Source organism: Flavitalea sp. (assembly GCF_035489435.1).
Taxonomy (GTDB): domain Bacteria; phylum Bacteroidota; class Bacteroidia; order Chitinophagales; family Chitinophagaceae; genus DATHKG01.
Genome location: NZ_DATHKG010000170.1, coordinates 1 through 21,891, shown reverse-complemented (window position 1 = coordinate 21,891; position 21,891 = coordinate 1). Strand labels below are relative to the sequence as shown.

The 21,891-nt window shown below is 41.3% G+C and carries 23 protein-coding genes; 11 read left to right on the top strand and 12 right to left on the bottom strand.

Annotated features, from left to right (window positions below; genetic code table 11):
* The 5 genes from VK664_RS27245 to VK664_RS27225 all read right to left on the bottom strand — a co-directional run.
* Positions 1–216, bottom strand: a 216-nt coding sequence (locus VK664_RS27245; RefSeq protein WP_461401892.1) for a type IX secretion component PorD family protein, incomplete at its 3' end; no start/stop codon positions are given.
* Entirely contained in the window at positions 209–1,405 is a 1,197-nt protein-coding gene (gene coaBC / locus VK664_RS27240; RefSeq protein WP_461401891.1) for a bifunctional phosphopantothenoylcysteine decarboxylase/phosphopantothenate--cysteine ligase CoaBC, read from the bottom strand. The genes VK664_RS27245 and coaBC, both read right to left, overlap by 8 nt.
* 105 nt (positions 1,406–1,510) lie before the next feature.
* Positions 1,511–1,852: a DNA-directed RNA polymerase subunit omega gene (locus tag VK664_RS27235; RefSeq protein WP_461401890.1), complete on the bottom strand. Its 342-nt coding sequence runs from the start codon at positions 1,850–1,852 to the stop codon at positions 1,511–1,513.
* Positions 1,827–2,642 carry an outer membrane protein assembly factor BamD gene (locus VK664_RS27230; protein WP_461401889.1) on the bottom strand — a complete coding sequence of 272 codons (816 nt, stop codon included), beginning with the start codon at positions 2,640–2,642 and terminating at the stop codon, positions 1,827–1,829. The genes VK664_RS27235 and VK664_RS27230 overlap by 26 nt, the downstream gene beginning before the upstream one ends.
* A gap of 199 nt (positions 2,643–2,841) precedes the next feature.
* On the bottom strand, positions 2,842–4,515 hold the full coding sequence (locus VK664_RS27225; protein ID WP_461401888.1) for an OmpA family protein: 1,674 nt from the start codon (positions 4,513–4,515) through the stop codon (positions 2,842–2,844).
* A gap of 204 nt (positions 4,516–4,719) precedes the next feature.
* Between VK664_RS27225 and VK664_RS27220 the strand changes: the two genes are divergently transcribed.
* The 3 genes from VK664_RS27220 to VK664_RS27210 are packed head-to-tail and all read left to right on the top strand — an operon-like array spanning position 4,720 to position 8,162.
* The gene (locus VK664_RS27220) at positions 4,720–5,682 is read left to right on the top strand and encodes a polyprenyl synthetase family protein (protein WP_461401887.1); all 963 of its coding nucleotides are present in this window, start codon (positions 4,720–4,722) and stop codon (positions 5,680–5,682) included.
* 18 nt (positions 5,683–5,700) lie between these two features.
* A complete protein-coding gene (gene recJ / locus VK664_RS27215) occupies positions 5,701–7,401 on the top strand; it encodes a single-stranded-DNA-specific exonuclease RecJ (protein ID WP_461401886.1) in 1,701 nt (566 codons plus the stop codon).
* Positions 7,402–7,439: 38 nt separating this feature from the next.
* On the top strand, positions 7,440–8,162 hold the full coding sequence (locus VK664_RS27210) for a class I SAM-dependent methyltransferase (protein WP_461401885.1): 723 nt from the start codon (positions 7,440–7,442) through the stop codon (positions 8,160–8,162).
* Positions 8,163–8,772: 610 nt separating this feature from the next.
* On the opposite strand, the gene VK664_RS27205 is transcribed toward VK664_RS27210, so the two are convergent.
* From VK664_RS27205 to htpG, 5 genes are all read right to left on the bottom strand, one after another.
* Positions 8,773–8,946 (bottom strand): hypothetical protein, encoded by a 174-nt coding sequence (locus tag VK664_RS27205; protein ID WP_461401884.1) that lies wholly within the window; start codon positions 8,944–8,946, stop codon positions 8,773–8,775.
* Between the two features lie 26 nt (positions 8,947–8,972).
* Positions 8,973–10,259: a glycoside hydrolase family 99-like domain-containing protein gene (locus VK664_RS27200; protein ID WP_461401883.1), complete on the bottom strand. Its 1,287-nt coding sequence runs from the start codon at positions 10,257–10,259 to the stop codon at positions 8,973–8,975.
* Positions 10,260–10,503: 244 nt separating this feature from the next.
* Entirely contained in the window at positions 10,504–11,487 is a 984-nt protein-coding gene (locus tag VK664_RS27195) for a S41 family peptidase (RefSeq protein ID WP_461401882.1), read from the bottom strand.
* A gap of 66 nt (positions 11,488–11,553) precedes the next feature.
* A complete protein-coding gene (locus VK664_RS27190; protein WP_461401881.1) occupies positions 11,554–12,348 on the bottom strand; it encodes a helix-turn-helix domain-containing protein in 795 nt (264 codons plus the stop codon).
* 311 nt (positions 12,349–12,659) lie between these two features.
* Complete coding sequence (gene htpG, locus VK664_RS27185; protein ID WP_461401880.1) at positions 12,660–14,513, bottom strand: molecular chaperone HtpG; 1,854 nt, start codon at positions 14,511–14,513, stop codon at positions 12,660–12,662.
* A 386-nt stretch (positions 14,514–14,899) separates the two neighbouring features.
* Here htpG and VK664_RS27180 point away from each other — a divergent pair, with 386 nt between their 5' ends.
* The 8 genes from VK664_RS27180 (at position 14,900) to VK664_RS27145 (ending at position 20,390) form a co-directional block, all read left to right on the top strand.
* Complete coding sequence (locus VK664_RS27180; RefSeq protein WP_461401879.1) at positions 14,900–15,133, top strand: hypothetical protein; 234 nt, start codon at positions 14,900–14,902, stop codon at positions 15,131–15,133.
* A gap of 29 nt (positions 15,134–15,162) precedes the next feature.
* Positions 15,163–15,516, top strand: a complete 354-nt coding sequence (gene rpsF, locus VK664_RS27175) for a 30S ribosomal protein S6 (RefSeq protein WP_461401878.1) — start codon at positions 15,163–15,165, stop codon at positions 15,514–15,516.
* 3 nt (positions 15,517–15,519) lie between these two features.
* Positions 15,520–15,786 carry a 30S ribosomal protein S18 gene (gene rpsR / locus VK664_RS27170; protein ID WP_461401877.1) on the top strand — a complete coding sequence of 89 codons (267 nt, stop codon included), beginning with the start codon at positions 15,520–15,522 and terminating at the stop codon, positions 15,784–15,786.
* Positions 15,787–15,792: 6 nt separating this feature from the next.
* Complete coding sequence (gene rplI / locus VK664_RS27165) at positions 15,793–16,239, top strand: 50S ribosomal protein L9 (protein ID WP_461401876.1); 447 nt, start codon at positions 15,793–15,795, stop codon at positions 16,237–16,239.
* Positions 16,240–16,277: 38 nt separating this feature from the next.
* Positions 16,278–16,658 carry a hypothetical protein gene (locus tag VK664_RS27160; protein ID WP_461401875.1) on the top strand — a complete coding sequence of 127 codons (381 nt, stop codon included), beginning with the start codon at positions 16,278–16,280 and terminating at the stop codon, positions 16,656–16,658.
* A 218-nt stretch (positions 16,659–16,876) separates the two neighbouring features.
* Positions 16,877–17,260, top strand: a complete 384-nt coding sequence (locus tag VK664_RS27155) for an RNA recognition motif domain-containing protein (RefSeq protein WP_461401874.1) — start codon at positions 16,877–16,879, stop codon at positions 17,258–17,260.
* 857 nt (positions 17,261–18,117) lie between these two features.
* Positions 18,118–19,494, top strand: a complete 1,377-nt coding sequence (locus VK664_RS27150; protein ID WP_461401873.1) for a glycosyltransferase — start codon at positions 18,118–18,120, stop codon at positions 19,492–19,494.
* A 32-nt stretch (positions 19,495–19,526) separates the two neighbouring features.
* Positions 19,527–20,390, top strand: a complete 864-nt coding sequence (locus VK664_RS27145) for a universal stress protein (protein WP_461401872.1) — start codon at positions 19,527–19,529, stop codon at positions 20,388–20,390.
* 78 nt (positions 20,391–20,468) lie between these two features.
* Here the strand turns inward: VK664_RS27145 and VK664_RS27140 are convergent, their stop codons facing one another.
* Entirely contained in the window at positions 20,469–21,326 is an 858-nt protein-coding gene (locus tag VK664_RS27140; RefSeq protein WP_461401871.1) for a diacylglycerol/lipid kinase family protein, read from the bottom strand.
* Between the two features lie 67 nt (positions 21,327–21,393).
* Positions 21,394–21,891, bottom strand: a 498-nt coding sequence (locus VK664_RS27135) for an FAD:protein FMN transferase (protein ID WP_461401870.1), incomplete at its 5' end; no start/stop codon positions are given.

The following is a 21,891-nucleotide window of genomic DNA, read 5'->3' as shown; positions in this document are numbered from 1 at the left end:
AACGATCTTTTCATTGGTCTTGAAAGTTTCGTTTGTCCACTTGCGGGTATTGAGAAAATTGGTGACACCACTCTGCAGTGTCTGGAATATCTTTTTGTCTGTCTGTGAACTCACCTGGGAGGCATTCACCGAGATCCTGGCGGTTAGTTCCTGGGAATATAACGGGCCGCTGAACACAAAACCCGACATCAACAAAATCACAACTAATCTAAGCATGCATCATATTTACAATTCTATCAACGATATCTTTCGCTACTTGTTGTTTTGGTTTTCTTTCAAAATCAAACTCCTGGCCGCTCTTTTCGAAGATGGTAACCTTATTTGTATCATGACCAAAGCCGGCGCCGGTATCATTCAGTGAGTTTAACACAATCAGATCGGCGTTTTTTGACGACATTTTATTCAAAGCATATTCACGTTCATTGGTTGTTTCCAGCGCAAAACCGACCAGAATCTGGTCCTTTCTTTTCTGTGCACCGAGGCTTTTCAGAATATCCTTTGTTTTTGTAAGTTCGAGCTGAAGTAGTTCGCCGTTTTTCTTAATCTTCTGATCAGCATAAACAGCAGGGGTATAATCAGCAACAGCTGCAGACATGATAGCTATATCAGCTCCCGGGAAAAGTTCCTGGCAAACCTGGTACATATCTTCTGCAGTCTGTACTTTATGGAGTTTAACACCGTCGATATGATTGCCAAGAGGTGATGGGCCGAGGACCAGGTCAACCGAAGCGCCGCGTTTTACAAGTTCCTTTGAAATGGCAATCCCCATTTTACCAGAGGAATGATTACCGATAAATCTTACCGGGTCAATCGGTTCATAGGTTGGGCCTGCGGTGACTAAAACGCGTTTCCCTTCCAGGTCCCTGACCTGGAAAAAATTTTCTTCTATAAAACTGATGATGGTTTCCGGTTCTGCCATTCTTCCGTCACCATATAAACCGCTTGCGAGTTCGCCTTTTTCCACCGGGATAATCTTGTTTCCAAAGCCGGCCAGCCGGGTAAGGTTTTCACCGGTTACCTGGTGGTGCCACATATCTTCGTCCATTGCAGGGGCCACAACTACCGGGCAGGTAGCTGAAAGATAAGTGGCCAGCAACATATTATCACAAAGGCCATTCGCCATCTTCCCGAGTGTATTACAACTCAGGGGAGCAATCACCATCAGGTCGGCCCATCTGCCAAGCATTACATGGTTCGACCAGGATCCTTCGGCAAATAAATCAATGATAACATCATTTTTCGAAAGGGTCGACAAAGTAAGTGGTGTTACAAAGTCCTTAGACGATGGTGTCATCACCACCCTTACCTCCGCTCCCAATTTTACCAGTGATCTTACCAGCAAAATAGACTTATAGGCCGCAATGCTTCCTGTAATACCAACCAAAATTTTCTTTCCCTGTAACATGCGCTAAAATTACGGCAAATATTCACGAAAAAAAGCGACAGGTACACTGCCGCTCAATACTATATATAATCCCGCGAGGCGGGAGAATTCATCACAACCGGTTAATCAGCTGAAGAGATCATCCTCATTTTTGCGGTGATAGATCTTATCTTCCAGGAATTCCTGGGTAGCAAGTAAAGAAGCATTTGGCATTCTTTCGTATGCTCTTGAGATTTCGATCTGTTCTTTATTCTCATGGATTTCTTCCAGGCTGTCTGTATGACTGGCGAATTCCTCGAGTTTGCTGTGTAATTCCTCTTTCAGGGAAATATTTATCTGGTTTGCCCTTTTGGCGATGATTGCGATGGATTCGTAAACATTACCGGTTTTACCCTTGATAACATTCAGGTCCTTGGTTTCTGCAACATTGGCCGTATTGGCACTAATCTGTCTTCTTAGCCTGCTCATTTTGGATGTCTTTAATGTTTGATTGTGATAAATTCCGATACCGTTCAACTTCTTTGGTAAGTGCATTGTCGGGAAAACGATCTGTAAAATCATTGACTTCACTCAACACTTTTTCATATCTCTCCGCTTTCTTTTCGTCGATACTGTTACGGGCGTATGAATAATAACTTTTGATGATCTGGAGCTTATACTGTTCACTTTTTTCCGAATCCGGAAAATTGTTCATCAGGGATGTGTACGAGATAGCTGCTGCGAGGTAGTGACCCATATTATAATACAGTTCTGCGCTTCTGACCTCTTTTGTTTCCAGTTTGCGGCGGCTTAGATCGATAATTTCGTTTGCCTCCTTTAACCTGGGCGAACCCGGATGCGTATTTATGAAAGTCTGCATCAGCCCAATCGTTTTCTGGGTATTGGTCTGATCCAGCTCAGCCTTGGGCGATTGCCGGTAATAGGTATAGGCCCGCATATATTCCATTTCCTCAGCCTTCTGGCTGGTCGGGAATACTTCCGTAAACTGTTTAAACAGGTTTTCAGCCTGCAGCCAGTCTTTCAGGTAATAAGAACAATATGCGTATTTGTAAAAAAGATCTTCAAACTGTGGCTGACCCTTATATATCGGGAACAGTTCCTCGTACAACTGTTGGGAAAAATTGTATTTTTTAGCAACATAGTACTTCTCCGCCATCCGGAGTTTGTAGTCATAGTCAGTACTTTTCTGCACTTTGGCAAACTTAGAGCAGGAAGTAAAACCAACAAAAAGGATCAGAATCAATAAAGGTAACCGCATAAAAGTGGGCAAAGTTAAGATATTAACGGCAAATATTAAAGGAATCATTCCTGCATCCAAAAGAGGCCCGTTAATTAAAATATAAAACCCGACTTCGCTGCGCTATGTCGGGCGAGGCCCTTAGAAGCGTTATGGCAGACAGGAATATAAAAACCCTCCACGAGGGAGGGTTTTTATCAATATCAATTAAATCTTCAGATTATTTTCTGCGTCTTAAGTTCGGGTGAGGAGCAGGTACTGTTGTTGGACCTTCTTCCTGTGTTCCGTCGCTCAGATCAACTGTGTTGCAATCACCACCTTCGAGACCGTATTTGAAAACAAAACGATCAGCGCTTACACCTTCTTTTTCAACAAGGTGATTGATGATAGCATTTACACGATCCCAACTTAACTGCTGATCAGATTTGCTTGAAGCGCAATATCCTGTTACAGCTACGCGGCACTCAGAGTTATCTTTCATTTTCTGAGCTACAGAAGCAAGCATTGCTTTTGCGTCGTTGCTCAGTGTTACTGTTTTAGCTCTGAAAGTAATGCTAGGTAAATCACCGATGTTACATTTTCCTTTAAGACCGTACTGCATGATAGAGTCGATCAGTTTGCAACAATCTGGTGGAGGACATTTACCAACACCATCAGCATCTACTGGCTGACACTGGGTTGGAGTGATCAGTTCCTTATCTTTTGAATCCGGAACACCATCACCATCAGTATCGCGGCTTACACCATGAGCGTCAACCGGAGTACCTGCAGGGGTATTTGGTTCCTGGTCAAACTGGTCAGTGATACCATCGCCATCTCCATCATCCAGGATTGGTTTTGGAAGTTTCATGTGACGAGGCTGGTTGATTTCGTTGTAAGCATAATCCAATGGATTAATCCACCACAATGGTTCAACAGATTTTGCACCAAGTGCGATATTCAAACCAACTGATAAAAAGTTAGCCCAGTCATTATCACGCGTTTGTGCGGTGAAATTACCCGGACCGTTTTCCTGCCACTGCTGACCATCTAACAGGTCAGTTTTAGCGATGGTAACTTTATCTTCGATTGCAAGGCTAAGTTTCTTGTTAAGTTTGAAAGCAACACCTAAACCAACATTAACCATTGGTTTGAAAGGCTCTCCGAATAATTTTGGCTGAGATTTGTCATCATCAGGCTGAGATTCGTAATCACCATCGGTGAAATCCTTCAGCGCTTTGCGGATATCTTTCCTGTCTTCGTACTGGAAACCAGTAGACTGGTAACCGGCGAAGCCTGGTAAAGAAGCGAAGTTGTATGGAGTGTTACCGTTTAATGCGTCGATCTTAGTATCGTAGATCAGACCACCGATACCGGCAAGTGCATAAAAATTAAATCCTGTTTTAGCCCTGTGAAAACGGATGTTATTCAAGGTAAATACACCCTGAACGGCCAGTTCATACATATTCGTTTTGTAATTGTAGAAAACCGGACCGCCAGTTGGGTTACCTGCAGTCACATATCTTGACCAGGCTGAGTTCTTAGTATATGATGTAGAGGGCTGAAAGTTCATACCCTTAGTTGTAGCATATTGTCCTTCAACTCTCAATGAAACAACATAACCCAAAGCCTTGCGCCAATGTAAACCAGCTCCGAATCCAGGGAAACGGCTTCTTACATCTCCGGCAATGCTGGAAACACCTACCTTAATACCCAGTTCAGATTGATTCCTGGGCTTAGCAGGGAAAGGATATGCGTTATTCATGAATTCCGTGTGCTGGGGTAATCTTTTTGAGGGGACGACAGAAGAATCCAGGACATCATAACTGCCACTGCCACCACCGATCTGGGCAAAGCCACCAGATGCCACTAAGCACAGTAAGCCGACTAAAACTGAGAACTTTTTGCTTGCCATAACTAATTTTTATGTGAAGGATTGAGAATGCTAAATGCATTAATTTGTGCAAAAATATCTATTCGAACCTAATTAACAAATTTTTTTAAGCAACTGATCATTGATTATTAATAGGTTTCGTGATTTTAGACACCATTTCGACCAAATAAGTTGCTTGGAAAATTAACTTATAATTACAGTATTTTGCCCTACCATTTTCGTTCCATGAAATTATCACAATCGTTGTTACAAGAGGAGTTACCGGTGTTCGAAAAGAAGTTTAAGGAAGCGGTCAAAAGCCAGGTACCACTTCTTGACCGGATAATGCAGTTTATTGTGAACAGGAAGGGCAAGCAATTGAGGCCGATGTTTGTTTTTCTCGCCGCCAAACTTTGCGGCAATGTAAATGAATCCACCTACCGGGCGGCATCCCTTGTTGAATTATTACATACCGCTACCCTGGTTCATGATGATGTTGTTGATGAATCACTGGAGCGTCGGGGTTTTTTTTCCACATATTCTCTCTGGAAAACAAAAATTTCCGTTTTGGTTGGGGATTACCTGCTGGCGAAAGGACTTTTGCTTTCACTTGATCATGATGATTTCCGTATTCTCCAGATATTGTCGAATGCAGTGAGATTAATGAGTGAGGGTGAACTCCTCCAGATTGAAAAATCGCGTTCACTGAATCTTGATGAAAGTATTTATTATGAAATCATCAGGAACAAAACGGCTTCATTGCTTGCTGCTGCCTGTTCTGCCGGGGCCTACTCTACCTGCCATGATGAATCAATTGCTGAAAAAGTCAGGTTGTTTGGGGAAAATGTCGGTATGGCTTTCCAGATTAAAGACGATCTTTTCGATTATGGTGCTGCTGATATCGGAAAACCCACCGGTAACGATATCAAAGAAAAGAAACTTACCCTACCATTAATATATACACTTAACAATGTTGACAGGTCAACCCGGAAAAAACTTATTTATATAATTAAAAATCAGAATAAGGACGCAGAAAAGGTAAGAGAGGTGATTCAAAAAGTAAAGGAAACCGGCGGCATTACATATGCAGAAAATAAGATGTTTGAATACCGGGACGCTGCCCTCTCATTGCTAAACGAATTTGAAAACAAAGAAGTAAAAAATGGATTGGAAGAATTGGTGAGGTTCACCACCGACCGTAGTTATTGAAATCAGCACAGGCCAGGCATGAAGAAAAGATGGAATATTATAGAAGGAAATGAGGAAGGCGCCTTAAGGCTGCAACAGGAACTGAAAATCCATCCTGTATTGTGCCGTATTTTAAACCAACGCGGCCTGGATACATACGGGAAAGCAAAAACCTTTTTCCGGCCAGCTTTAGAGGATCTTCATGATCCCTGGCTCATGAAAGACATGGACCTCGCCGTGGCCCGTATTCTTAATGCGATAAGAATTGCAGAAAAGATCCTGGTATTTGGTGACTATGACGTTGATGGCACCACTTCGGTAGCTTGTATGTACCGTTTTCTTTCAAAAATTGCCCCGCTTAATACCATAGATTATTATATACCACACCGTTACCGCGAGGGATACGGTGTTTCAAAAGCAGGTATTGATTTCGCCGCAGCCAACGGGTTCACCCTCGTTATCTCGCTTGATTGTGGAATCAAGTCAGTCGGGCTGATATCCTATGCAAAAGAACTGGGTATTGATTTCATCATCTGCGACCATCATACCCCTGATCCCAAACTTCCGGAAGCTGTCGCGATACTTAACCCAAAGCAGGCAGACTGTAACTACCCCTTCAAGGAACTTTGTGGTTGTGGGGTCGGCTTTAAACTGATAACGGCCCTGGCAAAGGAAATAGGGCTTGAAGAAGAGACCATATATGACTATCTCGACCTTGTGGCCACCGCCATTGCTGCTGATGTAGTTCCGTTGATGGGTGAAAATCGCGTGCTGGCTTATTTCGGTCTTAAAAAAGCAAATGAAAATCCCAATTTCGGCATCATGGCGCTTAAAGAATTAAGCGGCTTTGATAAAGAATTGTTTATCACTAACCTCGTTTTCCTGATAGCTCCAAGAGTGAATGCGGCCGGGAGAATGGATGATGGCAAAAAAGCGGTCCAGCTTTTTATAGCCAGTGAACTGCATGAAGCAAAGTCTTATGCTGAAATGTTACACACCGATAATACCGAAAGAAAAGAAGCAGATAAATATATAACAGAACAGGCTCTTGCCATGATCCTGGAAGATACGAGCATGGTTGCAATGAAATCTACAGTCGTATATCAATCGCATTGGCATAAAGGAGTTGTTGGTATTGTAGCTTCCAGGCTGATCGATCATTATTACCGTCCCACGATAGTACTTACAAGATCAGGTGAATATGCAGCCGGATCTGCAAGATCTGTTGCAGGTTTTAATGTTTATGAAGCATTGCAACAATGCGAGGATTTGTTGCTTGGATATGGCGGGCATTTCTATGCAGCGGGAATGACTTTGGAGATTGATAAGATTGATGCCTTTCGTACCAGGTTTGAAGAAGTTGTTTCAGCCAGCATTACCGCGGAGATGCTGGTACCGGAAATCGTGATAGATGCAGAAGTTAAACTGAAGGATTTGACAAAGCAGTTTCATTCGATCATCTGCCAGATGGAACCGTTCGGACCTGAAAACATGCGCCCGGTTTTCCTCGCGCGCAATGTGATGGATACAGGTTATTCGAGAATTGTAAAGGATGCCCATATCCGTTTTTCTATAAAGCAGGATGAATATATTTTTGATGGTATCGGTTTTGGTATGGCAGATAAGTTTTCGTTGCTGCAATTAAATCACCCGATTGATATTGTTTTTACGCTGGAAGAAAATGAATGGAACAATGAAAAAAAATTACAATTGAAGATTATTGACTTCCGTTTATCCTGATTTAAAAAACCCTGCACCTTATAAACGGTTCTGATCAAATGAAATTCAAAGAATATCTAAAATACTTCCGCTTCATTCAAAAATACTGGGATTTTCAACTTGCTGCCTTCACGATCTATCATGAAATTATCGGTGAAAAAAAATATGGCATTGATACCACTGGTACTGAACCATTATGGCAATATGATATTGACGAAGAAGATCTCGCTGATGCCGAAGCTTATCAGCCTGCCAGTTATTATATACTTGAAAAGTTACTTGACTCGCTCCCCGCAGAATCCAAATCGGGTCGCATTTATGACTTTGGCTGCGGAAAGGGTCGGGCATTGGCGGTAGCCATGGCTTATGGTTTTAAAAAGTTAACCGGCATTGAAATAATCTATGAGCTGGCCAAAGATGCAGAAAGTAATATCCTTAACTGCAAATTCTATAAACAAGATGTAAGTTTTACCATCGTAAACAACCGGGCACAGGATATGACCATCACCGATGATGCCAAGGTATTTTTGTTTTTCAATCCCTTCAAGGAAAACCTGATGGCCGAAGTAATTGATAATATCATGGAGAGTTATCAGCGATCACCCCGAAAGATCTTTGTGGTGTACATCAATGATGTTTATAAAGATCTTTTTTTCGATAAAAATTTCCGGCAGATTTATCATATCCAGAAACTTACTTATCTCCAGGGTACAATGCTTGAGTTTGATGGCAAATCGAAACGGCAAGGAGATTATGATCAGTTAAGCCAGATCAAACAATAATAAGCCAGATCAAACGATGATATGTATTGGTTCCCATTCGCATTGAAATCGAACTTATCATTGAGTTTAGAAATAAGTTTGAATTTTACGATACATGCCAAATCCAAATGGATAGCGATATGATTTTTTAATCAATTCAGGCTATAGAACATTTTGGAGGTCCCTTCAGTAGAGATGAGCACTGAATCATTTATGACTCTGGCTGGGACCATTTTATTTTCATCAAAAAGCCCCTGTAGCGATGAATATCTTAAGTGCTGACTAATCGGCAAATTGATATATTGCAAAAGGCCTGAATCCTTCAACAAATCATGTTTGTCGTATTCCAGTTTACCCTCAGGCTTGTATATTGTAAGTTTAACAATATTCCCTTTATAATCGTACTCCGCTTTATGCCTTAGGGAATATATTTTATTGTTTAACTTAATTTCTGCTTCCGGTGAAAAAACATATCCAGTCTGCACTTCAATTCCCATTGATATTGAATTGACACTTCGTTCCTGAATTTGAGTCTTACAGGAAGTGTGATTTAGCAATATAAATGCGAAGATTGTCGCGATTAATTTCTTTTGGCTATTCATCTTCTATTCGTTTTCTATGATTTCCTGCATTACTCTTCAACTTTTATTATTTGTGAAACCTGAAGTGCCTGCGCCATTTTGGTCTCAAAGCGATACTCGCCAACTTTATCAGGAGTAAATTCAAAATCAATAGTTGAACCATGACCGGCACGTTGACGATCCGCATCTTTTACTTCATGTGCACCATAAAGCTGGCTGTTCATAGAAGGCGCGATAATAGCAGTGGGAATTAATTTTTCAGTGGTATCCTTGGCCGTATATAGGAGGGTCTTTTAAACACCGCTTTAATTGCTTTCAAATAAGCATCGCCATACTTTTTTTCAGGTAATAAATAACTTCCCTCCGTCCATTCATTCCAGGAATTCAAGACTACGATTTTATGTTTTGGATTATAAGTATCTAAAAATTCCTTTGCTTCCTGCAATTGCGTTTGAAAGGAAGCTGGCGTGTTTCCGGTGAATACCGGCGTCCACGGATAGTCGCCCATTTCGAACTTATCACTTTGCATACAACGCGGACTGGCATCCCATCCCATAGATATATTTGGTGTATAAAGAACATCCGGAAAATCTTTAATGAACTTTTGCCAATAAGCCTTTGATTCTGCAAAAGGCTTTTCCACTGGTATAGTTGGAAACCCATCTCTTTGCGAAGTGGTATAATGGTGCAGATAGCAATAAGTAGATACGCTTTCTGTATTCAGATTTTTAAGCATTTCTTTTGAATCTACCGGTGCCGACGGACCGGAAATGGTTTTCACCATATTGTCATTTACCATCCAGCTCATAACATTAAGATGGACACCTGGAAATCCTGCTTTTTTTGTTTTTTCATCGAGCAGTTGTATGGCTTTTTTCGCTTCGTCGATACCACCAAGACCATTGATAAATGTTATGATTTCGTAAATAGAAAAATATGGCTTGTCATCTATCTTCCAATAGTTTGGTTCTTTAAAATATTTTTCGACAATATAAGTAGAGATAGTATCCCAAAGTTCTTTACTTATTTCACCTTGAGTAAGCGGTATGCGACTCTTGTCATAAGTGGCGGGATGGATATTGAGCCAGTCGTGATTGGCCCACATCAGCGCAAACTTCAAACGGTTACGGTTAGGCGCTTTCAGAAACCCCTGCTCCAAACCTTCCTGAAGATATTGTCCCGTGTTGCTGTACCAATACCAATCATAAATAAAACAATCGATGTTATTGTCAGCAGCAAGGTCTATTTCTTTTGCAGCCCATTTAGGGTCTGCTTCATTAAAGTATCCCCAGGTGGGTACTTTTGGTTGTTCATGGCCTTTGAAACGTGGTTTGGCAGATTTCACCAGGTCCCATTCTGTCCAGCCCCTGCCGTGCCAGCGGGAATTAATGCTATCGGGATGGTAATTTGGGAAGTAATAAACAGCCACTTCATAATCTTTTTTACTTTGTGTTTTTACCGGTGGAGTATTTTGGGCAGTTGCACAAAAAATAAAAGACATAAAAAATGCCACTGCTACAGCTAATTTCTGGTGCATATAATAATTTGTTGAAGGAAAAAGACTTTTCACCTTCGTTGAACATTTCCTACTTAAACATTAATGTATTGATATAAACATTAATGTATTTTAGTATTTTGTTTCCGAAATATTAAAAGTATCTAATTTTATTGCGATTGTTTGCAACTTTAATATTGAACCTGTTCAGGATGGAGTGTTAAGCGCTTGAAGAGCTTAAACGGAAAATGGTCTTCGGTTTTTTAAGCAGCCGAAGCCTGAGATTTTATTTGAAGCGTTTTAATATATATTCTATTTCGTCACCGCTTTGTACAACATGGTCCGGCTGTACACCTTTCTGCTCCCATGATCTTTCTGTGCCGGGTATCGTTGGTGCGGCAGTCGATACTGAAACATAAATATGGTCATTAACTACGTACCAGGAATTCATATTTGCCGCGCCGGCTGAAGGCTGTCCTATGATCGTGGCACGTTTACAGTTTTGTAAAGAATAGGCAAACGCCTCCGCAGCCGAGGCAGTTCCCTTGTTGACTATAATAAATAACGGATGATCGTACCTTTTCTCTGTCAGCCATAAAACAGTCTGCTCCAATCTGCTTTGCCCGTTCCTGGTTTTAAATTCAAGTAACGGCGTGTTGCCGGGCAGGAAAAAACTTTGCAGCACTTCACCCACTTCACTACCACCACCTCCGTTGTTCCTCAGATCAATTATCAGAGCCCTGGTATTGCTGACGAACTCCATGGTGGCATAAAGAACAGGTAAGCTCTTTGCCGAGATATTGATCTCAGAAAGTTTTATATAACCGGTATTGTCTTCCAGTACCCTGACTTCACTGAAACCGAAATTCTTTTTTATCGCTGCCGCTCCGTAATAAAAAGGATCATAGCTGAAAGCTGCAGCTTCATTTGAATCGGGCGTATCTTTTTGTGCAAGAAGCAAATCTTTTACTGTCTGCGGGTCATTTCTGACATACAAATGACCATCATGGCTGAAACGCTGAAGGCATTGTGTCGTAACTGAATCAAATGCTTTCCAATTGGCGATCCTGTCAAAACGCCCGTTGCGATATTCCTGTAAAATATAGGTGGCAATGGTTTTTCCTTTTGCTTCAAATACATAGTTATTCTCAATGAGTTTTGCGATCGAGGATATAGCTGCATCCATTTCTTTTTTTGACAGGTTTTGAGCACGGCTGCTCACTGAGCTCATCAAAGTTATCAGGATAATAAAGGCAAAAATTCGTTTCATGTGATTGATCAATAATTTTCACAAGGATATGATATCAGAGCGGAAACGAATTGTACCGGATTAGCATTATATCTTTTTATACCTGTTAGGTAAAAAACCGGTTGTTTGTTTGAACACCCTGATAAAATGACTTTGATCGAAAAAGCCGCATTCATAGGCGATGTCCGTAAGGGACCGGTGGGATTGCCTTATCAGGGCTGTCGCTTTTTCTATCCTGATTTTCCGGATGTATTCACCCAGCGTGCAAAAAAAATATTTTGGAAAACATTTTGAGATCGTCACCGGGTGTACGTCAGCCAACCTGGAAAGTTCCTCCAGGGATATATTTTCGTTCCACCGGTCATTAATTATTGCAGTGACTGTTTTTGCCCATTGCGGTTGACTGGCTTCTAAATTATCAACGGGTGTCACTGAGAGGAAATGAATTAATAAAGCATGAATAGCGGTGGGCGAATGCTCATCATTGGTCAGGCATTCCCGGTAAGTTTTCAGGAGGGTAAATTTTGCACGCGCTTGATTTAACGCAGTGGAGTTTAAAGTGGGTTTGGCAATATCATAGGCTGAGAAAAAACGATCGTGGATCTCCATGTTAATATTCCTGGATGGATGCAGGGTATTGAAATTCCTGTGTAGTTCGCCACCGGTGTAAAAGAGAATTTGTCCCGCAGTAGCTTCCGACTCGCGGCTTTCCCTTTGCTCCATGTTACCACCCTGTACGATCAAAGTGATGTGAACATTATCATGATAATGCCAGCCTTCAAAAACTTTGCTATGGTATTCTGTTTCGCTGATAAGCACACCATCTGCATCCCAGCTTCTTTTATTGGAGCCAAGGTATTTTCCAGTTGTTAATTGAAGCATAGCAGATCAAGATTGTTCGACAATAATTGTTGCTGATCTCTAATTGTTACTGATCTCTAATTGTTACTGATCTCTGATGCCGGACGCCGGTAAATCCATAAAAATACCATAACATTATATCTCACCGGGGCTTCAGCATCCTGTTAATATTTTCCCTAAAATATCTCAGTCTAATACATCTTCTTTCAAATGGTGGGAAAGATTGCAAAGCGATCAATAACAGATAAAGAAATGCGCAAATACTTCAAAAGGCAAAGGCCATCTCCTGTTTGGGATGGCCTTTGCCTTTTGAATATAATCACTATGGATTTTTAAGCTTCCGCTGGTTCGGTGCTTGCTTTCTTATCTCCCATCAATTCAACACTCCGGTTGATAAATGAAGTCAGATTGTTTCCTTTCAACAGCCCCTGCGATAACAATGCAAGGTCAGCGAGGTTACGAACCACCTTGTCTTGTTTTTCTTTATCGGATTCACCAAGGATTTGTTGATAGATCGGGTGATTACCATTAACAGTCAAGGTTACTTCATCAGGCATGTTCGCATAAAAACTTCCCATAGGTCCGCTTAGTGCCGCCATGTCTTTCATTCTCCGCATAAATTCAGGACGTGTTGCAAGAACCGGCGGGGTATCAGGACTTAAACCTTTAACCTCGATAGTTGCATGAAGTTCACCTTTCTGCTGTTCGAAGATTTCTTTCAGTTTATCTTCTTCTTCCTTACTCAGCACTGAAGCTGATGATTCCTGTTTGTCGATCAGGTTATCAGCTATGTCAGCATCCACCCTCACAAAATGAACTTTCTCCCATTTAGATTCCATTGTGTTGATGAAGCTTGCATCAACAATGGTATCAAGTGTTACCACTTTATAACCTTTTTGTTTTGCAGCCTGCACATAACTGTCTTGCTGAACGGGATCTGTAGTATATAAAATTACGAGCTGACCTTCCTTATTTGTTTGAAGCGCGGTGGTCTCGGTGCGGTATTCTTCCAGCGTAGAAAACTTTTGTTTATCGCTATCCGCAAATATGTGAAACTTGTTTGCCCTGTCAAAGAACTTGTCATCGGTCATCATACCATATTTGACGAACAAGCCAAGGCTATCCCATTTATCTTCAAATTCCTTCCGGTCTTTGTTGAAAATTTCTTCAAGTTTATCAGCTACTTTTTTAGTGATATGGTTGTTGATCTTTTTTACGTTTGGATCTCCCTGCAGATAACTCCTGCTAACATTCAGGGGGATATCCGGGCTGTCGATCACACCTTGTAACAACATCAGGAATTCTGGAACAATATCCTTAACTTCTTCAGTAACAAAAACCTGGTTTGAATACAACTGGATCTTGTCTTTCTGAATTTCGTAGCTCTGTTTGATCTTTGGAAAATAAAGGATGCCTGTAAGATTGAATGGGTAATCAACATTCAGATGGATCCAGAAAAGCGGTGATTCATTATAAGGATAGAGTTGTTTGTAAAACTCCTGGTAATCTTCAGTGGTTAATTCTGATGGCTTCCTGGTCCAGGCCGGATTTGTTATGTTGATCTGGTCGCCATCGAAGTTAATCGGCACCGGCAGAAAACGGCAGAAACGTTTCAAAATTCCTTTGATACGATCTGTATCAAGAAACTCTTTGCTTTCTTCATTGATATGCAAAATAATATCGGTACCGCGTGTTTCTTTAGTAGTGTCCTCGATGGTATAGCTCGGGCTTCCATCACACTGCCATCTTACTGCTTGTGTATCTGTCTTAAATGATTTTGTAATTACTTCAACGTTATCACTCACCATAAACGCTGAGTAGAATCCAAGACCGAATTTACCAATGATGGCATTTTCGTTTTGCCCCTTGTATTTTTTTACAAATTCTTCTGCACCACTGAAGGCAACCTGGTTGATGTACTTCTCAACTTCCTCGCCGGTCATACCGACACCTTTATCAGAGATGGTGATCGTTTTGTTTTCGATATCCAGTTTCACTTCAATGCTCAGATCATCTCCTATTTCACCTTTAACTTCGCCAAGGGTACTCAGTGTTTTCAGTTTTTGCGTGGCATCCACGGCATTGCTGATCAGTTCTCTCAGAAAAATTTCGTGGTCACTGTAAAGAAATTTTTTAATAATCGGAAAGATGTTCTCCGTTTCAACGCGAATATTTCCTTTTTGCATGAGTGTATTATTTTAGGTTGACTTACCAAAGAAAGTGCCATTCCTAATTTTCTGCCAACCTGTCCGGATTGGGTTTGCTCCCTGGCAAGATTTGCTCCCTGGCAAGATTTGCTGCATGGCAAGATTTGCTGCATGGCAAGAGTGGAAACAGATATTTAGACATCAGTCGTGTATTTTTCTTATCAATCCAGGCCCATTCAGGGTCGACGATACCCAGCAAATCCGAGGTTTTCAAAATGACCGCTATTTCAGTCAATCCCCCCTACTTTGACTGAAATCGCGGTCATTTTGAAAAACACCGAGATTCACTTACCCCAGCCACCAGGGCAACTCTGATAAAAATTGAATCCCGATAGCAATTGGGGAAAGAATCAAGAATTAATTAAATGGGAAAGGAACAAAAAGCTGATAGTAGCCAATCCCGCAGGTGTGGGACTAACCAACGTCATCAGGAACCACTCCGCATACAATGTGGGGTACTCCCATACAATGTGGGGACAGAAACCGGTGGAAGATCCCGAATGCCATTTTCCCGGTACGAAGAAGGAAGCGGGGAAGAAGCTGAGGAAATAGCTTTGCCATTTGCGGGCAGAACCTTACCTTTGCAGCCCGAATTATAAAAAATTATTAATTAACCAAAAACAGGGAAATGAGCAACTACGAATTGATGGTGATTTTTACCCCTGTGCTTTCTGACGACGAATTCAAAGCGTCTCAGAAAAAATTTACCACTTTTATCAAAGATAACGGTGGCGAAGTTACGCACGAGAACCCCTGGGGACTAAAATCACTGGCGTATCCCATAGCCAAGAAAACCACTGGTTTATATTGGGTTATGGAATATTCAGCGCCAACCGACTTCAATGAGAAGCTGAAAATTCAGCTTCTGCGTGACGACAATGTGATGCGTCACATGTTCACTGTGCTCGATAAATACGCCGTCGAGTACAATGGTAGAAAGAGAAGTGGTGTAACTTCAGGAACCGAAAAAACGGAGGCATAAGTCATGGCAAAACCTAATGAGATTAAGTACCTCACGGCTATCAAAACCGAGAAACCGAAAAAGAAGTACTGCCGTTTCAAGAAAATGGGCATCAAGTACATCGATTACAAAGATGCAGAGTTCCTAAAGAAATTTATTAACGAACAAGGGAAGATGCTGCCAAGGCGCATTACCGGTAACTCTCTGAAGTACCAGCGTAAAGTGTCACAGGCAGTTAAGAAAGCGCGCCAGATGGCTTTACTACCTTATGTCACTGACCTTTTAAAGTAAGCTAACATGGAAGTAATCTTAATAAAAGATGTTGATAACCTGGGAGCCGCTCATGAAGTGGTGAAGGTTCGTAATGGCTATGGCCGTAATTTCCTTATTCCGCAGAAATTCGCTATTGAAGCAAACCCTTCCAACCGTAAACAGCTGGAAGAAAAGCTTAAGCAACTGCGTAAGAAAGAAGAAAAAATGCTGGCTGAAATCAACCTGGTTATCGCGAAGTTGAAAGACGGAGCAATTAAACTTACTGCTAAAACAGGAACAAGTGGCAAGATCTTCGGTAGCATTACCTCGCTACAGATCAGCCGCGCAATCCGCGAGCAGAAAGGTTATGAAATCGACCGCAGAAAAATAACCATTCCGGAAGAAGTTAAGGAACTCGGAACTTATAAAGCAACTATTGATTTCGCAAACGGTAATTCAACCGAACTCGAATTCGAAGTAGGGGCTGAGTAATTTTTCCTCATAATTTTTGAAAACCCATGATATCCGTCATGGGTTTTTTTTATTGGACTGAACTCAAGCTTGATCTTTGCCCGGAATTAGCCGGCCAGGTAGCAGGCGTTTTGCCAATTGGTGACGTTGGTGCAACAGCAAACAGCATCCTGGGAGTGCTAAAACCAAAGCTTTCACTTAACGAAACCCAAACTCCCAGGGTATTGGAGGCTGTCACCGGTTTTCTTCAATCAAAATCCGGTATTCTAGACCTGGCAACCTCCAACCCTACCGGTTATGCGACGAAATTCGGGGGAATCAAAGACAAACTTTTCAGTACTTTAAAGACAGCTTTAACCGCAAACCAATTCAAAAACATGTTATCGCTGAAGCCAAAATCGAGCTCATCCGGTGATGTTTTGAGCCACTTATTTTTCTAACAATCCATAAATGTTTTTTTAAAGTCTATTTATTTGGAGCGAACATAATTTTGTTGTATTGATATTTGTTGTATTGATAAAATTATTCTATATCTTCGGTTCTGATTAATGGACTTAGTTCTCGTGTTCTGCAAACCTTACCTGATTCCTGGTTTCTTCAGTTCAAGTGTAACTACTGTCATTGTCGGATTTCAGAACATTTTAAATTTTTAGTTACAATGAACATTTACGTAGGGAACCTCTCCTGGCAGATGACCGACGAGGATTTGAGAACCCTTTTTGAACAGTACGGTTCAGTTACATCAGCAAAGATTGTTAAGGACAAAGTAAGCGGACGCAGCAAAGGCTTCGGTTTCGTAGAAATGCCTGAAGACACTGAAGCTCAAAATGCACTGAGCAGCCTGTACGATTCAGAAGTATTGGGAAGGAAGATCATCGTGAACGAAGCTCAACCAAAACCACAAGGTGGTGGTGGCGGTGGATTCAAGAAAAGAAGCTTCGGTGGCGGCGGTGGCGGCGGTAACAGCGGCGGCGGCGGCGGTTATAAAAAAGGTGGCTTTAACCGTGGCGGTGGCGGCGGTGGCTATAACAGGGATTATTAATCTTCAACGATACATCTTTGTTTCAAAATCCTTTCTCTCACGAGAAAGGATTTTTTGTTTGCAGACATATCCGACATGTTATCTCTTAGACATATCCTATATGTTATCTCTTTGTGAAGATCCGAAAGTTTCCGACACTCGGTTTTCAGTCCAATCTTAAGTTATTTCAGCAATTTTTGATATAAATTAATGTCCGCCTGCCGATTTCTGACCTTTCTGCCTATACATTTTCCTATTTCCGACTCGGAATAACCATATCTCAAAAATGCTAATCTGAGAGTGCGGATTTAATATTCATTTAATACCCAATTACCTTAAATAATTCTTTAAATTCGATCTAAAGACAGGTATCAAAACGGGATGAACGGAATGGTTTATTCGGGCATTTTTTTTTCAGGATTTCTCCTAAAGTAATGATAGGCATAGCATTTGCATACATGTAAATCCTGTATTTTCCTTTCCGGGCCAGTATTATTCCCGCTTTATTTTGGTATTGACATGATATATTGATTTTTGAAGTTTTGTTTAGTGTATATGTCGCAGGTATATTGGTTTTTGTCGGCAAATGGCAAAACAGAAAAGAATCTAAGTTTTGTACAACTTTGACTACTTAAAAATTATTTGAGTTTCACGGCGCTGCCTGGTGATGTTCAACAGATATATCGAAGATTTGACGGTTGTTTGTCTGGCTATTAAACTTTACTGAACTGTTGTTTGTTATTGCTGTTTTATCGTCCAACAAACAACACTGTTTACAATTTACATGAGTTGTGGATTTCATCTTTCGGTTCATCAATCGAAAAACTTCCCGACCGGTAAATATTTTGTGAGAGTTGAATAAAAATCAGGTAGAGCCTATGTTAACAGTGATTATCCCGGTCTTAAATGAAGAGAAGACTATCCATAATGTTGTCACCTTCTGTCTCAAAAACAGCCTGGTGACCGAGGTGATAGTGGTGGATGATAAATCGGAGGATAATACAGTTGAAATTGCCCGCAAAGCCGGGGCAACCGTTATTATCAGCGAGGTCCGCGGCAAAGGGATTTCAATGAAGGATGGAATAAAAATAAGCCGGAATGAATTACTCATATTTCTTGACGGCGACATCGATCCATACCCGGAAAACACCATTGCCGACCTTGCGAAACCGTTGATAGACGATGAAGCAGATTTTATAAAAGGAACATTTGCTCGGAATGCAGGTCGTGTAACTGAACTTGTTGCTAAACCGCTGCTTACTATTTTCTATCCTGGCCTTTCCGGTTTTACTCAACCGCTCAGCGGCATGATAGCCGGTAAAAAATCGTTCTTTGATATGATCGATTTTTTTAATGACTATGGAGTAGATATTGGAATACTGATAGATATGTACCTGATGCAGGCGAGGATCAAGGAAGTCAATATCGGGTATATTGAAAATAAGAGCAAGCCCTGGGAAGCCCTTGGTAAAATGAGCAAGGAAGTTTCGAAGGCCATCATTTCCCGGAGCCAGCGAAGACAATCGGGGCAGATCAACGAAGAAGAAATTCATTCCGTTGAAACCATCAACCGGGAAATGAACAAAATATTAAGGGAGAAGTTATCCGTGTTTCATAAGATGGTAATCTGGGACATGGATGATACCATTTTGAAGGGCAGATTTATTGATGAATGTGCCCGGATTTATGGGTTTACTGCAAAACTGGAAGATCTTCGAAGCAAGGAAAAAGATCCCATAATACTGACAAAAAGAATAGCTCTTTTACTTGAGGGAAGAACAATGGACGAACTGTTACAGGTTGCCGGACAAATTGCCATGGTGGAAGATATCAAAGAGGTGGTGAAGGAATTAAAGAAAAAGGGATATATCACCGGCATTATCAGCCACAGTTACAGCCTGATTACCAATTACCTACGCCAAAAAATCGGGGCCGATTTTTCCTATGCGAATCAGCTTGAATTTTTTGATGGGATTGCGACAGGTGAAGTGAACCTTCCCTCCTACTTTTTCGGCTCTCCTGAGAGTGTCTGCGGCCATGCATATTGCAAAACCAATGCACTCCAGTACGCCTGTGAAAAATACAATGTACCCCTTAAAAACTGTATTGTAGCCGGCGACAATTCCGACGATCGGTGTATCGTTGGACATGCTGGCAAAGGGATTGCATTCTGCAGCAAGGACGAGTTGCTAAATACAATTGCTTTTCGTAATATACAGGAGTCGAGTTTTCAAAGTTTATTGAGTCTTGCCTGAAAAAACATTGATCACCACTAAATCTAACGTCTATGCCAAAAACTTTCTACAACCTTCTTGTTCCGGTCGACTTTACTGTCAAAAGTAAATGGGCTATCAGTAAAGCTATCGACCTGGCAAATAATTTTAATTGTAATATTCACCTGGTTCATGTAGTTAGCAGCGAAATTTTTCCATTCATACCGATAGAGGCAAGCAGTATATTTCCCTACGATATCGCGATAGACCTGGATAATGCAAGGGTGAAGCTGGAGGCAATGAGGGATACCTATCGTCATCATATTTGTGGTGGAGGTAGCATAGAGATAAGTCTTTTGCAAGGTAATAAAAGCGAACAGCTGGCAAAATATATTGAGCAATATGAGATGGACCTGGTGGTAGTCGGACTTTCAAGATTCAACCTTATTCACCGGGTTCTTTCATCGGTTTCGATATCAAAGCTCGCAAGAAAAACAAATGTCCCGGTCCTGGCTATACGCTCCAGCGGATTAGTGAGTCATTTCAAAAAAATCGTTTTGCCATTAACCAGTGAAATTCCTGTCCGTCGTTTGCAGCTGGCAACCATGATGGCCAGATCATATCGATCTACGGTTTACCTGGTTAGTTTAAGAAAGGATGCCAACGCAACTGAAAACATCCTTAACAAAGCACTTGAAGTGATACAGAGCCTGTCTACCATACCTGTTCAATGTTTTATGCTGGAGGGGAAAAATCTTGCCAAATCGACCCTGGAGTTTTCCAAAAGAATCAATGCGGATCTTATCATGGCAAATCCTTTGACGGAGTTTATCATGCCTGGGTTCTGGAATAAGTTAACCCGAAAATTGCTTTCATACGATTCTAAGATACCTGTGATTACCATTGATAAAAATGTAGAAAGTAACCCGGTAAATTAAAGTAACCTGGTAAATTAGCGGTTAAAGTGATTAAGGAAAAACGTGTGGATTAAGAATAGCAAAAGTTGAAGAATTCGCTTAATAACGAAAGAAGAAATGGCCAGGTAAAATTTTTATGTCGAAGTTTTCAGCTACCATGAGTTCTCCATCGAGATGAGCAGCAATTGGTTTTTCCGCTGAGATAACAATAGATTGAATTTTTGAAGTCTTTACAAAAGGCAGGCTGAGATGCCTGCCTTTTTTCATCCTTGGCAGATAGAAATATCTTTTTAAAACACTAACAGCTTCTATGATTACCAGGTCAAACTGATTATCGGTTAATGATGACTGTGGTGCCACCATAAAATTCCCGCCAAATCTTGAACCATTAGCAACGGTAATCATAAAACACCTGGCTTTCAAATGCCGGGTTCCTTCGTCAATACTCATACCAAGTTGCTTCGATTTGTATCCCGATAATGTTCGCACTACCGTCCAGTAATAAGCGAGATTTCCCTGTAACCATTTCCGGCAGTTTATAAAATCTTTTACCACAGCACCATCGAAACCTATACCTACCCCATTTATAAAATAACGGCCATTACAGATGCCTGCATCAATCGCATGGGGAACACCATTGATCGCGGTATAAACCTGCTCGCTCAAGCTGGTGTTGCCGTACAACTTCCAGGCGAAATCGTTACCGGTACCCGCCTTGAACAAAGAAATTGGAATTTTTGTATCGGGATAATTGTTCAGAAAATGATTCAGCGTGCCATCGCCCCCTACAAGGAAAATATGCGTGACTGTCTCCAGCTTTGAGGGCCAGGCCTTATCATAAACTGTGAAGATGAATTTTTCTTTTATCAACAAACCAGTGATCTCAGATCTAATGCGGCGGTATTTCCCAGTGCCCGCCAGGGGATTTATAAAAATGGCAATGGTGATTTCAGACATATGTATTTAGCCATCATAAAGCTGCAGGAAGATATGAGATTGTTTGTAATAACTGAAATTGATGAGTCTATTTTACCAGGAATAACTTATTAAAACCGGGGCTTGATGTGTCCCTCACGGCTCCGTCCTGGTCCTTATAGATAAAGTATGCTGCGAGCCCCGGTTTACTTTCAACAAATTTCAAGGCATTGTTTAGCCCCATGACCATAAGGGCATTGTCATAACCATCGGCAGTGATGGCATCTTTTGCGAATACCGTTACGGCGATCAGTTCATTACTGATACTGTAACCGGTTTTTGGATCGAGCAGATGAGATATTTTTTTTCCTTCACTTTCATAGTATCTGCGGTAATTGCCAGAAGTTGTTATGGCCCCGCTATCAATCACCAGCACTCTTTGCATCATACCAAGGTCCCGCTCAGCTGAAACAGGTGATTCAATGCCCACCTTCATTTTTTCATTACCTGGCTTCCGCCCCTTCACCCTGATCTCTCCACCCAATTCCACCACATAGTTACTGATTCCATAAGACTCCAGCAGGTTCGCCAGCATATCCACAGCATA

What these genes read in the sequence shown, in the direction of transcription:
- coaBC (WP_461401891.1), bottom strand. Translation starts at nt 1,405, where the DNA reads ATGTTACAGGGAAAGAAAATTTTGGTTGGTATTACAGGAAGCATTGCG.
- VK664_RS27235 (WP_461401890.1), bottom strand. Translation starts at nt 1,852, where the DNA reads ATGAGCAGGCTAAGAAGACAGATTAGTGCCAATACGGCCAATGTTGCA.
- VK664_RS27230 (WP_461401889.1), bottom strand. Translation starts at nt 2,642, where the DNA reads ATGCGGTTACCTTTATTGATTCTGATCCTTTTTGTTGGTTTTACTTCC.
- VK664_RS27225 (WP_461401888.1), bottom strand. Translation starts at nt 4,515, where the DNA reads ATGGCAAGCAAAAAGTTCTCAGTTTTAGTCGGCTTACTGTGCTTAGTG.
- VK664_RS27220 (WP_461401887.1), top strand. Translation starts at nt 4,720, where the DNA reads ATGAAATTATCACAATCGTTGTTACAAGAGGAGTTACCGGTGTTCGAA.
- recJ (WP_461401886.1), top strand. Translation starts at nt 5,701, where the DNA reads ATGAAGAAAAGATGGAATATTATAGAAGGAAATGAGGAAGGCGCCTTA.
- VK664_RS27210 (WP_461401885.1), top strand. Translation starts at nt 7,440, where the DNA reads ATGAAATTCAAAGAATATCTAAAATACTTCCGCTTCATTCAAAAATAC.
- VK664_RS27205 (WP_461401884.1), bottom strand. Translation starts at nt 8,946, where the DNA reads ATGAACAGCCAGCTTTATGGTGCACATGAAGTAAAAGATGCGGATCGT.
- VK664_RS27200 (WP_461401883.1), bottom strand. Translation starts at nt 10,259, where the DNA reads ATGCACCAGAAATTAGCTGTAGCAGTGGCATTTTTTATGTCTTTTATT.
- VK664_RS27195 (WP_461401882.1), bottom strand. Translation starts at nt 11,487, where the DNA reads ATGAAACGAATTTTTGCCTTTATTATCCTGATAACTTTGATGAGCTCA.
- VK664_RS27190 (WP_461401881.1), bottom strand. Translation starts at nt 12,348, where the DNA reads ATGCTTCAATTAACAACTGGAAAATACCTTGGCTCCAATAAAAGAAGC.
- htpG (WP_461401880.1), bottom strand. Translation starts at nt 14,513, where the DNA reads ATGCAAAAAGGAAATATTCGCGTTGAAACGGAGAACATCTTTCCGATT.
- VK664_RS27180 (WP_461401879.1), top strand. Translation starts at nt 14,900, where the DNA reads ATGGGAAAGGAACAAAAAGCTGATAGTAGCCAATCCCGCAGGTGTGGG.
- rpsF (WP_461401878.1), top strand. Translation starts at nt 15,163, where the DNA reads ATGAGCAACTACGAATTGATGGTGATTTTTACCCCTGTGCTTTCTGAC.
- rpsR (WP_461401877.1), top strand. Translation starts at nt 15,520, where the DNA reads ATGGCAAAACCTAATGAGATTAAGTACCTCACGGCTATCAAAACCGAG.
- rplI (WP_461401876.1), top strand. Translation starts at nt 15,793, where the DNA reads ATGGAAGTAATCTTAATAAAAGATGTTGATAACCTGGGAGCCGCTCAT.
- VK664_RS27160 (WP_461401875.1), top strand. Translation starts at nt 16,278, where the DNA reads ATGGGTTTTTTTTATTGGACTGAACTCAAGCTTGATCTTTGCCCGGAA.
- VK664_RS27155 (WP_461401874.1), top strand. Translation starts at nt 16,877, where the DNA reads ATGAACATTTACGTAGGGAACCTCTCCTGGCAGATGACCGACGAGGAT.
- VK664_RS27150 (WP_461401873.1), top strand. Translation starts at nt 18,118, where the DNA reads ATGTTAACAGTGATTATCCCGGTCTTAAATGAAGAGAAGACTATCCAT.
- VK664_RS27145 (WP_461401872.1), top strand. Translation starts at nt 19,527, where the DNA reads ATGCCAAAAACTTTCTACAACCTTCTTGTTCCGGTCGACTTTACTGTC.
- VK664_RS27140 (WP_461401871.1), bottom strand. Translation starts at nt 21,326, where the DNA reads ATGTCTGAAATCACCATTGCCATTTTTATAAATCCCCTGGCGGGCACT.